General features: G+C 48.8%; 12 protein-coding genes and 1 pseudogene. 5 read left to right on the top strand and 8 right to left on the bottom strand.

What is annotated here, in order from left to right; translation table 11 throughout:
• Positions 1-215: 215 nt before the first annotated feature.
• The 3 genes and pseudogenes from K3T83_RS50065 to K3T83_RS50055 form a co-directional block, all read right to left on the bottom strand.
• Positions 216-3,557 carry a HEAT repeat domain-containing protein gene (locus tag K3T83_RS50065; protein WP_220210630.1) on the bottom strand — a complete coding sequence of 1,114 codons (3,342 nt, stop codon included), beginning with the start codon at positions 3,555-3,557 and terminating at the stop codon, positions 216-218.
• Between the two features lie 501 nt (positions 3,558-4,058).
• Positions 4,059-4,240: pseudogene (locus K3T83_RS50060) on the bottom strand (IS6 family transposase); the annotation flags it as partial.
• Between the two features lie 71 nt (positions 4,241-4,311).
• Positions 4,312-5,559, bottom strand: a complete 1,248-nt coding sequence (locus K3T83_RS50055; protein WP_220210629.1) for an MFS transporter — start codon at positions 5,557-5,559, stop codon at positions 4,312-4,314.
• A gap of 371 nt (positions 5,560-5,930) precedes the next feature.
• Between K3T83_RS50055 and K3T83_RS50050 the strand changes: the two genes are divergently transcribed.
• Genes K3T83_RS50050 through K3T83_RS58330 form a run of 5 tightly spaced genes read left to right on the top strand, consistent with a single transcriptional unit; the run spans position 5,931 to position 7,370 of the window.
• Positions 5,931-6,194: a hypothetical protein gene (locus K3T83_RS50050; RefSeq protein WP_220210628.1), complete on the top strand. Its 264-nt coding sequence runs from the start codon at positions 5,931-5,933 to the stop codon at positions 6,192-6,194.
• Positions 6,194-6,460: a transposase gene (locus K3T83_RS56810; protein ID WP_236065259.1), complete on the top strand. Its 267-nt coding sequence runs from the start codon at positions 6,194-6,196 to the stop codon at positions 6,458-6,460. Before K3T83_RS50050 ends, K3T83_RS56810 begins: the two co-directional genes overlap by 1 nt.
• The gene (locus tag K3T83_RS58335) at positions 6,390-6,773 is read left to right on the top strand and encodes a hypothetical protein (RefSeq protein WP_373324718.1); all 384 of its coding nucleotides are present in this window, start codon (positions 6,390-6,392) and stop codon (positions 6,771-6,773) included. The genes K3T83_RS56810 and K3T83_RS58335 overlap by 71 nt, the downstream gene beginning before the upstream one ends.
• Positions 6,682-7,296, top strand: a complete 615-nt coding sequence (locus K3T83_RS56805) for a hypothetical protein (RefSeq protein WP_236065258.1) — start codon at positions 6,682-6,684, stop codon at positions 7,294-7,296. Before K3T83_RS58335 ends, K3T83_RS56805 begins: the two co-directional genes overlap by 92 nt.
• Positions 7,233-7,370 (top strand): tetratricopeptide repeat protein, encoded by a 138-nt coding sequence (locus K3T83_RS58330; RefSeq protein ID WP_373324757.1) that lies wholly within the window; start codon positions 7,233-7,235, stop codon positions 7,368-7,370. Before K3T83_RS56805 ends, K3T83_RS58330 begins: the two co-directional genes overlap by 64 nt.
• A gap of 197 nt (positions 7,371-7,567) precedes the next feature.
• Here K3T83_RS58330 and K3T83_RS50035 read toward each other — a convergent pair whose 3' ends face one another.
• From K3T83_RS50035 to K3T83_RS50015, 5 genes are all read right to left on the bottom strand, one after another.
• The gene (locus tag K3T83_RS50035) at positions 7,568-7,873 is read right to left on the bottom strand and encodes an SHOCT domain-containing protein (protein ID WP_220210625.1); all 306 of its coding nucleotides are present in this window, start codon (positions 7,871-7,873) and stop codon (positions 7,568-7,570) included.
• A gap of 246 nt (positions 7,874-8,119) precedes the next feature.
• Entirely contained in the window at positions 8,120-10,378 is a 2,259-nt protein-coding gene (locus tag K3T83_RS50030) for a sodium-translocating pyrophosphatase (protein ID WP_236065257.1), read from the bottom strand.
• Between the two features lie 294 nt (positions 10,379-10,672).
• Positions 10,673-11,332 carry an adenylate kinase gene (locus K3T83_RS50025; RefSeq protein ID WP_220210624.1) on the bottom strand — a complete coding sequence of 220 codons (660 nt, stop codon included), beginning with the start codon at positions 11,330-11,332 and terminating at the stop codon, positions 10,673-10,675.
• Positions 11,333-11,866: 534 nt separating this feature from the next.
• Entirely contained in the window at positions 11,867-12,931 is a 1,065-nt protein-coding gene (locus K3T83_RS50020) for an alpha/beta hydrolase (RefSeq protein ID WP_220210623.1), read from the bottom strand.
• Between the two features lie 157 nt (positions 12,932-13,088).
• Positions 13,089-13,769, bottom strand: coding sequence for a TetR/AcrR family transcriptional regulator (locus tag K3T83_RS50015; protein WP_220210622.1), 681 nt, complete (start codon positions 13,767-13,769; stop codon positions 13,089-13,091).
• Positions 13,770-13,778 lie beyond the last annotated feature (9 nt).

Raw genomic sequence — 13,778 nt, 5'->3', positions numbered from 1 at the left:
GGCAAGAAACTCCACATGCTCCTCAAGGCGGAGGTTTTCAACGGCTTGCTTATTGAAAACCTCCGATACAGTATCGTCATCCCAAACATATTAATATAAATGTTAAAATAGCATTTCGCACTTCAACCAGGAAAAGATTGCAAGCTGGTAATAAATTGGAAGAATTTAGAAAATACTCGCAACCAGCAGAATTAGTTATATGATATTAATCACTGCTACCATTTACTGACTCTGATAAATTTAATCCACTTCAAGTCTATCATCAAGATGCGTACCTTTTCGGTTCTGCAAATGGCCCACAAAATGCGATGTATAATATTCTTATCCTTATAAGAAATGAAGTATGAATTAAGCAATCTTGCTAAATCTCGAATCTCTGGAAGGCCTCGTACGACCTCCTCTAAGAGCTTCTGTATATCATAATTTATTACTATCAAGGATATTAAAGGTAGCAAGCTGATAAGCTGAGATGTTATTATCTCCCGCTCTCCCAGTATTGCTAATGCAACTACAATATGCCATCGAAAATAAGCAATCTGGTATTTATTTTCCCAGGTAATAATCATTTTTAAGGCATCTATCAATAATTGAGGTATTTGCAACGCAGCTTTAGTATTTTTTAGAAAAAATACTGCTCTTTGCTTATCCTTTAGGAGCGTTAGCAGATCTGGAATAACTGTATGCTCTTCCAACATTGCCAAAGCAAGCGCAACATCTCCTCGAAATCGAGCATCTTCTTGCTTATCCTTTAAGAGCATTAACAGATCTGGAATAACTGTATGCTCTTCCAACGTTGCCAAAGCAAACGCAACATCTCCTCGAAATTGAGCATCTTCTTGCTTATCCTTTAAGAGCATTAACAGATCTGGAATAATTGCATGTTCTTCCAATTTTGCCAATGTGACTGCAGCAGAACCTCGAATATAATTTTCTTCTTGCTTATCCTTTAAGAGCGTTAACAGATCTGGAATAATTGCATGTTCTTCCAATTTTGCCAATGTGACTGCAGCAGAACCTCGAATATAATTTTCTTCTTGCTTATCCTTTAAGAGCGTTAACAGATCTGGAATAACTGTACGATCTTTCAATAATGGCAATATCGTTATAATTCTTAATCGAATATCAATATCATTTTCTTGCTTGTCCTTTAGAAGCGTTAACAAATCTGGAATAATTGCATGTTCTTCTAACCTTGCCAGCGCTTGTATTGCCTCTCCTCGAACCTCAGCATCCTCTTGCTTGTCCTTTAGAAGCGTTAACAAATCTGGAATAATTGCACGTTCTTCTAACCTTGCCAGCGCTTGTATTGCCTCTCCTCGAACCTCAGCATCCTCTTGCTTGTCCTTTAGAAGCGTTAACAAATCTGGAATAATTGCACGTTCTTCTAACTGTGCCAAGGCAAACACAGCATCCCCTCGAACCTGGGTATTTGCTCGCTTATTCTTCAGAATAGCTAGAAATATTTCCCTCGCCTCATCTACATCAATGTTTATTAGTATTGATATTACCTGATTTCTTGTCAGCGAATAAGGAGTTTTTTTGAGCAAATTAAGCAAACGCGCTATCACCTTTTCTTGTACTGCGATTTGTTTGACTCTTGGACGTGCAGCAAAGCACCGTCCAGCCCAAAGCAGAGAGGTATGAAATACATCTTGATAGGGCCAGTATCGCCTTTCTTGCCGCAATAACTTCTGTAGCAAAAGACTAGCATCGAAGACCGAGCCAGCATAGAGTGAGAGTACTTCATTCCACCATGGATCGCCACAATAGGGAAGGAGCACATCCAATTTGTCGTTTTCACTGATGTACAGTGCAACGAAATATTCTTGTAACGTCAGGTGGAGGAAACCATGCCATCCGTGTGCCTGCTCTTTGAGCAAGCCATTTTCCTCTTCAATTTCACTCAAAATGAGCTTACATTGTTGCGCAGAATGACGGATAGTTGGTAAAAAGTGAGCAATAACTTTGAGGAGTTCATCTTCAGAAAAATAACGTCTTCCCTGCTGGTGAAAATGCCAGGCAATCTCCATCAGCAATTGACGCTTATATTCAGGTTTGAACTCGCGGCGGCGGCGAATGTCCCGACTAGTATCCCATTTATATAAAAGAACATCAATACATTGTTTATATAATTCCGCTCGTTTTTCCGGCAGATCTTGTTGCACTTCATAAACCATCACAATTAAAGATAACAGGAGAGGATTCGCTGCTAAAGCTCGCATACGAGGCGCTCGTGCTAACTCTGCATTCAATTTGTCAGCAGTCGCGTGCCTCCGCGTGACTGTATGATGTGCAAACCAGTTCACAATAAATTGCTTCATTTCATCTAGCCGAAAATCGAGAACTTCCAGTTCAGTGAAGCCATGTAAACGAGGGCGGCGATAATAGCCAGCTTTGCGCGCTGTTACCACAATAGATACTTTTGGATAGCGTGCTGCCATCTGGTTGATAGCTCCTAGCGTTCGACGATACGACTCAATCGCTATATCTTCATTTGCACCAATAACCGTTTCATCCAGAGCATCTAGTAGGAATATTGCACTGCCTTCAACAAGATGTTTCTCAATGTAGATACGAGCCTCTTGCTGAGGAAAGCCATAGCGTTCATACCACTGAGATGATGCAAATTCTACCAAATCTTGAGTGTCAGAATAAGCAAATTCACCAAGTTCAATATGAATAGGAAGATCGGGAATATTGAGAAGCTGCTTATTGATAGACTTGAGTGTAAGGTACTTAAGCAATGTACTTTTCCCTGCTCCTGGATCTCCTAGCACGATGCAACGAGGATATTTCTGCAATGCACCTTCCGGCGTCATTGATGCGCTTGATCTTGTCTCTAATGAAGCCCAGCTGGCTTTTAGCAACGCATTCGGATCGCGTCGTTTTTCTGCTGAACGTAAGGTAGCCTCTATCTCGTAACTTAATTGTGGTTCTTCATGCAAGCGCACACGTACATAGACCTTCGCAACTTCGAGCGGTTGGCTCATATCCAGAATTTGTAGATGAGTAATGTCGATATCGTGACGAATGGCTTCTCGATAGGCCTGTTCGCGTTCCTCTGGAGTTTGCGCCGAGATCATCGCTGCTCTGGCTGCTTCTGCCGCCGAGTTTCTTTGCTGTCGTTCACGCTCTTTTTCCTCTCGTTGAATGCTAAGTTTTTCGCTGTAAAATATCTTCCCTAGTTCGGCCTGATTCTGCTGCCGCTGAAGGGTTTCATCTAATTGGAACTGAATTTGCTGCTTCTCAAGTTCTAAGCGACGATTTTTCCGCACTTGGTATACTATGAATACGCCAGCTATCACGGCTGCAATAATTGTCGTGAATGCGGCTAACAGTGATCCATAGAAAGATAAACGTGCGTCGGGAGAAGGACCAGATGGAGGTGTAGCTGTTGGTTGTATGCTCTGTGCGAATGAGAACACATATGTAGGCGAGGGATTGAGAAAATATAGCAGAGAAAAACAAACGTTAGTTGCTAACCAGAACATATCCATCTTAGAACATCTCTGTACCTGTTTTCTTTTCATATTCCCTCCGCCTTTATGAAAAAGCATGACAATTTAGCTCCTATTACAAGCCGATTTGCCCAAAGAGTTCCTGTGATTTTCCGCAACTACTCAACTAGATGAAAAATTTATGGTGCAATCATTAGAAAATACGATGTCTATAGCTACTTTTTGAGCATAAATTATTAGAATAGCGTTCAATTGCATCTTTTTCTAAAGTAGGAGAAATACCCATACAAGGCTTAAAGCGCATCGAGGATATAGTATGGTCATAAAGGGAAAAATTGTATGATTACAGCTTTAACATCTGGTGTTGAGACCCGTTTGTTCATAATTTCCTTTAGTATTTCGCGTTTGCATGAGCTTCTGGTTGTTATTGCAAGAGGTTATTTCGTTCTACCATGTGTCTCCTGACTCTTTTCAGAGAAAAAGTTATTGTATTTATTAGTTGATGAACTCTTGAAAAACCTCCACCACATGCCCATGTTCTGGATAGTTGTGTTGCAAAAAATAGGAGGAGAAGAAATGGAGTTTGAGCATTCTGCTCACAGGTGCATAGCGCTGCACCCAGCGATAGATCGTGGTATGATCGACCCGGAGCCACGCTCCAGCATGATTTCTTCGAGGTCTCGATAACTGAGCGCATACCGAAGATACCAGCGCACACATAGGAGAATGATATCAGACTGAAAGTGACGCCATTTAAATGGATTCTGGTTGTGATGGCTCATGGAGAGGATCTCTTTCGCTCTTTTCCCTCTACTGTTGCAGATCTGTTTCCTTTTTTGCAACACAACCCACACTACTGTAATGAGCGTTTTTCCGCCAAGCGGATCAATAATCCACCCAGCAGGACACAAAGGCCATAGGTAATGCCCATTGTAAAAAGAGGGAGACGAAAGTTTATAGAGTATAAGGGGGTAAAGCCGCTGCTACCGACAAAAGCGCCAATCAGGCCAAACGTCGTATACAATCCCTGCACCTGTGCACGGATAGCGCTATCCGAAGAGGACGCAACGTGTGAATCGATAGCGGGCTGCATAAAAGCATAAATGATACCATGAACCGCAAATAGTACGGCCACGAGCAGCGCCATATTGACGAGGCCATAAGCGAGATAAATTGGCACCTGTGCCAGCCCGCAGAGCAGGATCAAGAAAGAGCGACGTTTCTTATCGGCAACGCGTCCCCCGACAGGCGAAAGCAGGACGTTGGGAACGGCCCACATCATATATGCGAACCCGATGAAGGTGACCGTAGCCCCCAGATTGTTATGTAACCAGATCGGGGTCAACGTGAGATCGAAACCCAGGTACAGATAATCGCCGAAAGCAATCAGGTACGCACCGATCAGAGGCAGCCTAAAGAGCGAACGATAGGGAATCGCAGCGGTCGTCGTACGCTTCTCACTGACCGTGCGGTTCTGGTTCGCGCCCTGGATCAAGAAAATGACGAGAACAACGCCGATCAGGCGGAAAAGCACTGCCCCAATGAAGGCGCTGGCATACCCCAGGGTAGCGAGCAGGCCTCCGAGGCCTGGTCCTAACAAAAAGCCTGCATTGAAGAAGGCACCAAAGATACCAAACGCCTCGCCCTGTTGATCCGACGACACGGCATCGACAATCAAAGCGCGAGCAGCAGGCAAGAGGGCGGCGGAGGCCATCCCTTCCAGAAAGCGCAAAGCGATGAATAAGAGTGGATCAGTAATAGGGAGATAGAGAGCGGAGAGCGCCGCCTGTATCAGCAGACCCGCAATCATGACTGGTTTGCGTCCCCAGCGGTCGGCAAGCCAACCAACGGGATATTGAAAGATAAAGTTCGAGATGAGAAACGCCGAGGCCATCGCATCGATGATGGCAAGCGAGGCACCTCGTGATTCAGCATAGAGGATGCGCACAGGAGCCACCATGCCAATTCCAACATAGGCGGCAAACACAGCCAGCGAGACGGCCAGCAATGTGCGATTACGTAAAACCGGACTACCGCTAAATGAGGAAATTGTAGAGAGAATGCTTCTCGTTTTGTTTCTGGTCTGTTGAGAATCAGCCATGCATCTCTGCTTTCTGCTAGATTAGATAAATTGACACATAGATGGATATTATATACTCTGCCATGAGCGGACAACAAGCCTGCCAAGGCTTAAAACAGGATTTTTCTTCCCACACGACGATGTCAATTGGCCTTCTTTGGAAAGAACAGAAAACCCAAAAAAACACCAGGATCATGGCCTCTCTTCGCCAGCTTCATGTGAAGCTGGAGAGCTAGTACTACTTTGTTAGTTTCTGTGGTAAAATGGAAGCATGAACAAGACCCGAGTGCTGAAAGCTTCACCCGAACCCATACCTGAACTGGCTGCCTTCCTGGAACCCTTTGCCCCACTGTTCCGACGGACATACCAGCTGAGGCAGCATGGAATGCTACGTGACAGGGCTCCTCACTGATCTGCCCCACAAGACCTGTGACACCATCGCCGATGTGCTCGCAGGAACCTCTCTTGAGCGATTGCCGCATCCGCTCAAACTAGATGAAGCACGCGTGAAGCAGTTGCTAGAGTTACATCCAGTGAGCGATGGCCTCCTGGTGTTGGATGATACTGGTCTGCCCCAAGAAAGGAACCGCCTCGGTCGGAGTCGCTGCACAATACTCAGGAACACTCAGCAAAATCGGCAACTGGAAGGCTGGTAGTGAGTGCGGAATACCTCGCCGATGATCCCGCAAGCAGTACGCCGTTCTACTGGCCAGTCAGTGTCCAGCCGTTTTTGCCCGAGTCCTGGACTCAAGATACAGAGCGACGCAAGCTCGCGCAGGTGCCCGAGGCGATCACCCAGCAAACAAAGCCCGAAATCGCTCTCTCGTTGCTGGATCGCGCGGCAATGGGGCGTGCCGATCTGGGTGGTGGTAGCGGATGTGGGGTATGGAGACAATCCGAACTTTCTCCTGGGCCTCGATGAGTGCCAGATTCGGTATGTGTGTGCGGTGGAGAGTCCATGTGGCTGTCGTTTGCCTGAGGAGGTTGAGGCCGTCGCGCTCCAGCTACCCGCCTACCAAGGACGTGGACAAACACGCAAACCTCATCCTGCGCCGCCCTGCACGGTCAAGGAATTGATCGAGGCGCGGCCGACCTGCCTCTGCTTGGCGGATGGTCCCATGGCGCGAAGGAACAAAGGGGACAATGCAGGTACAGGCCATCGTCAAGCGCGTTCATTGGGCCACTGGCTCGCCTCGACACAGCACCAGTCACAACCGAGTGCAAACGGGACCTGAGGGCTGGTTGTTGGCCGAGCGTTCACTGTCGGAGGGACAGGCCAGCGAGCAGGAGATACAAGTTGCTAACAAGCCAGAGAAGACGAAATACTGGTTCAGTACCTTGCCCCCCGAGACTTCTGATGAACATCTCCCTCCGGATGTTCCCAGTCCCCGACTACGTGATCTTGGCTCACTGGCTCACTGCGAGATCCTTCCGGTGTTTTCGCCGGAGGAAGCTCTCCTTTTCCTCTTGCAGAGGAGTAAACGCGTTGGGATGGATGCCCAACTCAGTGATGCTGCCCCTGCCGGCGTACACATGGCAGAGCAACTTTGCACATTGCTGGATGCACGACCAAGATACTATCGTGCCACTCGGCTCGTGAGTACTTCGAGTGGGGATATGAGTTGTTCGCCCTCAAACGAGAGGAGAAAGCCTTTCATGCCTTCACTCGTAGCCTGGAATGTGATCCGTTGGATCTGGATGTCTACGAGCAGGTCAGCCGTCTCTACGCTGGCAAGGGCAACTATCAGCAGTCTTTAGCCTTCTATGAGCAAGCGCTTCGCCTCTTCCCTGCTTGTGCGCGACTGCATGAAAAGAGGGCAGAAGTGGAGTGAACCCAAGGTTTTAGGGGATCACTCCAGGCACTTCTCAGTTTCAGAAGTGCCCTCTCTTATACACCAGCTTCTATTCAGCACGCCAAAACCCTCGTGTCAGAGGGTCTTGGTGACGGCCCCATACTTCATCAAAGGGGGCCTCAATTAGGCTCCCAAAGGTATACGATGCTACGTTTATCGTCATAGATAGTTTCTTCTCATCGAGAGCGCATCTGGCTGGATGCTGTGGATCGAGGTTGCCCCTCCACATAGGAGGCCATCAGGCGCTCACGCATGTGCTCAAAGGTGGTCTCATCAATTTCTCCGCATGCATACCGCTCCTGGAGGATATCCAGAGCAGAACGAGGCGCTGAACCGAGATCATGACCTGCCGAGTGAAACGTTCGCCCACCTAGCCAGCGAATGATCCCCCAGATGAGTACCCCTAAAAGTACCAGCCAGAAGAGGTTCCAGAACACCATCCAGAGCATCGTCCAGCCGTAACCGTATCCCCACATCATCATGGTCTTCTCCTCGCTTTCGTATATTGCTCGTTCCTCCCTTGATAGGAAGAACACAAAAAGATGATCTTCAACCTTTCATAGAAAAAGTATCACCCATGCAGGTCACAAGCCTGTCACAGCAACGACAGATCTGCTCTCAGTCTCCTCACAATAGATAAATACCCCGAGAAACATGGCCTGTTAGGTTTGAACAGAACTCCCAGCGCTTTCTGGTACGGGAAGCTCTGTTCAAACCTTCGTCAAAATCTATGGGTGAAGAAAGACGTACAGGGGAGCAAGGACCAGTGTGATTGTACTGAGCAACTTAATAAGCACGTGGAGCGATGGACCCGCAGTGTCTTTGAAGGGGTCGCCAACGGTATCACCAATCACGCTGGCCTTATGCGGTTCGCTCTTCTTGCCAAGCACAGTGCCAGATGTATCCAAACGATCAAGCATCTTGCCGTCATGATCCACGCGGAGATAGCCAGCCTCGATATACTTCTTCGCGTTGTCCCATGCTCCCCCACCGTTGTTGAGGAACACGGCAAGCACGATCCCGCCCATAGTGGCAACCATCAATAGTCCGGCCTCAGCCTGTGGACCTAGGAGAACACCAACAGCGACAGGCGTCAGAACAGCAACGATACCCGGCAGGATCATCGCGCGCAACGCCCCTCGTGTGCTGATATCGACACAGCGAGCATAGTCAGGATCAACCCGATCCTCCACGCGCTCCGCCATAATCTTGGGAGTATCACGAAACTGCCGGCGCACCTCTTCGATCATCCGCTTCGCAGCAGCGCCCACAGCACGAATAGCCAATGAACTGAAGAAGAAAATCAACGTGAGGCCAATCAGGGAGGCGATGAAGACCGAGATATCCGCCAGATCAACGCGATAGACATCCGAAGTCTTCTTGTAAGCAAAGAGGACATCCAGGTACGCGCTGAAGAGTAGGAAAGCAGCCAGGGCAGCAGAACCGATGCCATACCCTTTGGTCAACGCCTTCGTGGTATTGCCCAATCCATCAAGCGCATCCGTGATGTCACGCACCGACTCGGCCTGCCCACTCATCTCCGTAATCCCACCAGCGTTGTCTGTAATGGGTCCAAAGGTATCCATAGCCAGGATGTAGGCACAACTCATCAACATCCCCATAGTGGCAACTGCCGTTCCGAAGATGCCGCCAAAGCTAACCACCTGCACCATCCCTGCGATTGTTGGAAAGTGAACCTGACTGCCCAGGAAGAACGATAGTCCCAGCGCACCACAGATCGCCAGAACGGGGAGCGCGGTACACTCAAAGGCGAGAGCAATGCCTGTGATGATAGTAGTGGCAGGCCCAGTAAGGGTGGCAGCGGCGATCTCACGCACAGGACGCCAGGTGCCCGCAGTGTAGTACTGAGTAATATAGACAAAGGTAACGCTCAACAGAATGCCAACAGTTCCGGCCAGACCAAACCAGATCCAGGCTGGGATACCATAATTGCCCGTGACCGTAGGACTGTTCAACAGCAGATAGCTGCCCGCGAAAACCCCTATCACGGAGAGAGCGCAGGTGATCCAGTAGCCAATATTGAGTTGTTGCATGGCAATTTCGCCTGGATCGCGCCCTGCCGCTTTATCTGGCTCCACAACGACCGATGGACGCACCCAGAGCAGTCCAAGCGCTGAGGCAATCAGGCCGAAGGCACGCACGACCAGAGGAAAGAGAATCCACCCGAGGTCCCTGGTGGCAAGGTAGAGACCAACGCCAAGGATCATGGCTCCAATATTCTCTGCCGCCGTGGACTCGAAGAGATCAGCCCCACGACCAGCGCAATCTCCCACGTTGTCGCCCACCAGATCTGCGATCACTGCCGGATTGCGAGGATCATCTTCAGGAATATTAGCCTCAATCTTGCCCACCAGATCCGCACCAACGTCGGCAGCTTTGGTATAAATGCCTCCTCCCAACTGGGCAAAGAGAGCAACGAAACTTGCACCAAAGCCAAAGCCGACAATGAGATTCGGTGCGAGATCTGGTCTAGTTAATCCCCCAAATGCCGTGAAGAGCAGCGATACGCCCAGCAACGAGAGAGCCACCACCAGAAAACCACTGACCGCACCCCCTCGCAGTGAAACCATCAATGCTTCACCTAGACTACGCGTTGCAGCACTGGCCGTACGACTGTTGGATTTCACAGCAACATACATGCCGATATAGCCAGCAATGCCAGAACATGCGGCTCCTATCAGGAAGGCAAGAGCAGTATGCCAGGCCAGGCTTACCCTCTGGTCCTGACCTCCCTGACTCAAAAAGTAGAGGACAGTTGCCACAAGAAGTGCGGCAAAAATTGAAAGCAATGCAATAGTCTGATATTGTCGGGAAAGAAAGGCCATCGCACCTTTGAAGATAGCGTCGGCGACCTTCTGCATGGCGTGTGTACCAGTATCTCTCCCTAACACATAGCTCGCCAGATAGGCGGCGAACAAGACAGCAAGAAACCCTACGCTGATCGGAATCCAAATCAAGTAGCTCATAATTGGAAATGCCCTCCTCAAAAACAGAGAGAGTTCCGAAAGGAAGCTCTTTTCCTTTCTCAAGGAAGAGGATATCTGCATATGTTCTCAAAGCCATCAGAAAACAGCAAAAAAGGATCACATTCTCATCACAGAAAATTTCAGAGGAAACTAGATGACTTTGCGAAGCAGAGAAGAAGATGGACATAATCCAGGAGCATACCAGCACAGGAAGCGGGTGCAGCAGACGGGTATGAACGAAAAGAGAAGGCGACTAACAGATAGAGGTTCCCTAAACCTGGAAAAAAATGCGTACTACACGCACAACGTGTGTGTGTAGAGCGCATCGACAACTGCCTGGTGTACTTTATCAATAGGCTGATCCCCATCCACTTCAAGCACCGTTCCTTGCTTCTCATAATAGGCCAACAAGGGAAGCGTCTGACTGAAGAAGAGATCCAAACGATGCTCTACGACGTCACTGCTATCGTCAGAACGTTGAAAGAGTTCGCTCCCATCTATATCACATATTCCCGGCACCTTTGGAGAAGAAGAAGAGATATTATACACATGCTGATGCGCCTGACAAATGAAGCGCCCAGAAATGCGTTCAAGCAGTTTTTCGCGTAGAACACGTAAGTAGACAACAGCATGGATCTTTTCATTGCATATGTGTAACCCATCATCGAGTGCTTTTGCCTGTACAATCGTACGTGGAAAGCCATCCAGCACCACTCCCGATTTGCAATCGGGCCGTTGCAAACGACGTAAGATCATAGTCACAGTGAGATGGTCAGGGACCAGTTCGCCGCGATTGAGGTATGTTTGAAGGTAGCGTCCTCTCTCTGTCTGTTCTGCGATCTCTTTACGGAAAAGGTCGCCACTAGAAACGTGGGAAATACCCAACATGTGTGTGAGCAATTCGGCCTGCGTTCCTTTTCCTGATGCCTGTGCGCCAATGAGAAGAATGTTCATAGGTTTCTCCAATAGCTGTTGTTTATCTTCCTTCTTTCTGCATTGAGAATATCCTCACGACCTCACACACACTTCACATAGCACGACGCGAATATCACGAACGCATCCCAAAGATACACTTTTAATAGTCGAAGCAGTCAATAACGACTCAAGTATCAAGAAATCAGGAAGCATATCCCGTAAAATACATATTTTTTATTTATATAATGTTCATTTATATTTTAATCAATATAGCTATGCAATAATCGCTGTATATGCAAATGTGCATCCAGCTCATATATTCATAATCTTGCTCAATACGTAGAATGACGAGGAGGAGCTTTGGCTAACCACTACATTGCGTGCTTCGATATATTCTGAAGGAACATGACAGCAACTAGCCTTTGGCTAGCGCTGTCCTACTCCCCTATGAGAGTATGGTATGACGAGGAGGCAACTGGAAGCGTTGGGTGAACAAGAGGAACCGCTGCCCACTATGTCGGAGAGGTCCCAGACATGATTCGGCATGGTGTCCATAGTAGCGCTTGATCGACTTTAATGAGCAGCAACAAATCCGCTAAAGGCTTGCATAACCTCATTTTGCTTCTCAATATGTGGCGAATGTCCACAATCCTGGAGAAGCAGTTCGAGCACCTCGCCACCATTGGCTTGATAACGATCCAACACGGTCCGCGTCTGAGTCTTCATCGGTTGGGGCGGATAGACTTCAGCCCCAGGCCAGCCCGGGACGGCTCCTATTTGACCCAAATGACCCATCTCGAAAAATGAAGTGTCAGAGACAATCTGGTCGTCGGTTCCGTGTATCCAGAGGATGGGAGGTTTCGGCTGAAGAGTCGCCAGCACCCCCTGATCGAGATATTTCGGTGAGAGCGCGTTATTTACCCCTAGAGTACCGGGCGCAACCATAGGCCAGTGAGAAGATGTCGTCGTATCGGTGGAATAGTTGCCGGGGGTGACTTTTGTGGTCAGAAGCGCGGAAAGGTACATCTCTTCGCGTGCTGGCGTCACACGGAACGGCGGCTTAAAGTAGAAATTGTTCATGACTGTACGCGGTGCGGATGGATCGTCGCCCCGATCACCACTACCGATGCGCTGCACGAAATCGGAATTAACAGTGCCGCCACCACTGCCAGCGAAATCGGGCCAGGTGGGAGTACCATCGGCATCCTTTGTGCCACCGAAACCAAAGGGAGAACCGGGCGCTTGCAGCGTCAACGAACGCAACTTCCCGGGGTAATCAATGGCATATTGCATCGCAATGTTGCCACCCAGGGACCAACCAAGTAGGTGGAATTGAGCAAGCCCGAGTTGTTGGGTGAATGATGCCAGATCGTCGGAGTAGTCTCGCACGCCACGTGTGGCGTCCACTGGCAGCACTTCACTGTCACCATATCCGCGCATATCCGGGGCATAAATGGTATAGCTCTTGTACGCGGCCAGGGCAAGCATAAAATCTTGAAAAAAATGCGATGAAGAGCAATTGCCATGGACCAGGACAATTGGTATTCCTCCTTCCCCAGCAACCAGGTATGCCATCTCCAGACGTTTCGTGCGCGTCTTCTTCTGAAGCATTCCGGGGAGCAACTCAACTGAACTCATACTAGCAGCACCTCCTGTCAGAAATAGGGTGGGTAGACGGCTTGGCCATCTGCCTTTTGCCAACGAATGTGAAAGATGACTCACCTGTCATATTACACACTTTGCGGAGAATTTGCAATGGGTCCAATTGGATCATTGGTCTTTAGAAAAGGTTTATTCAAAAGTCGGGGGGGGAAGCAGTTAGCCCGCCGGCAATGAAGTCCATGACAGCAGCGAAAACACTCTCAGGCAATTGCACCGAGGCACCATGGTCCTGGGGCCAGATCAGCCAGCGCAGCGCGACAAAGTGCCCGATGCCCATCAAGGTGTATGCGATGGCTTCGGGGTCCAGCATCCTGATATCCCCCTCGTCCATAGCCTCTTTCAGGCCACGAATATAGCCCTGGCTGATCTTATGATAATATGCGTAGAATGCCTCTGGTGCGACCCGCTCGGCTTCTTGAACAATGTGATAGATGCGCCGATGACGAGCAACGAACTGGAAAAAGGCGTGAAAGCCACGTTTCTCGATTTCTACGCGATTGGTAGCATCGGCAATGGCCGTACGCAGGTCAGCACGCAGACGCTCGCCAATATCTTCGACAAGCCCGGCAAAAATCTCGCGTTTACTATGGAAATAGATATAATAGGTTCCTTGAGCCACTCCTGCACGCCTCGTAATCTCTGAAATGCTAGCTTCATAATAACCAAATTCTCCGAAGACCTCTTCTGCTGCATCTAAAATCTTGCGCCGCGTAGCTTCTCCACGTGCTGTGGCAGGCACCAGTACATCTCCGCCTTCATTCCTTCTGCCTGAAATCTGCTTTTCTTTCTCTTTGCTCCGGTTCCTGTTTGTCATTTCTCAGCC

This window comes from Reticulibacter mediterranei (genome assembly GCF_016587455.1).
Note: the sequence above shows the minus strand (reverse complement) of the source record. Positions and strands in the feature narration are given on the sequence as shown.

Excerpts from the sequence above, each read along its gene's own strand:
- K3T83_RS50065 (WP_220210630.1), bottom strand. The coding sequence starts at position 3,557 with ATGCTTTTTCATAAAGGCGGAGGGAATATGAAAAGAAAACAGGTACAG.
- K3T83_RS50055 (WP_220210629.1), bottom strand. The coding sequence starts at position 5,559 with ATGGCTGATTCTCAACAGACCAGAAACAAAACGAGAAGCATTCTCTCT.
- K3T83_RS56805 (WP_236065258.1), top strand. The coding sequence starts at position 6,682 with ATGCAGGTACAGGCCATCGTCAAGCGCGTTCATTGGGCCACTGGCTCG.
- K3T83_RS50035 (WP_220210625.1), bottom strand. The coding sequence starts at position 7,873 with ATGATGATGTGGGGATACGGTTACGGCTGGACGATGCTCTGGATGGTG.
- K3T83_RS50030 (WP_236065257.1), bottom strand. The coding sequence starts at position 10,378 with ATGAGCTACTTGATTTGGATTCCGATCAGCGTAGGGTTTCTTGCTGTC.
- K3T83_RS50025 (WP_220210624.1), bottom strand. The coding sequence starts at position 11,332 with ATGAACATTCTTCTCATTGGCGCACAGGCATCAGGAAAAGGAACGCAG.
- K3T83_RS50020 (WP_220210623.1), bottom strand. The coding sequence starts at position 12,931 with ATGAGTTCAGTTGAGTTGCTCCCCGGAATGCTTCAGAAGAAGACGCGC.
- K3T83_RS50015 (WP_220210622.1), bottom strand. The coding sequence starts at position 13,769 with ATGACAAACAGGAACCGGAGCAAAGAGAAAGAAAAGCAGATTTCAGGC.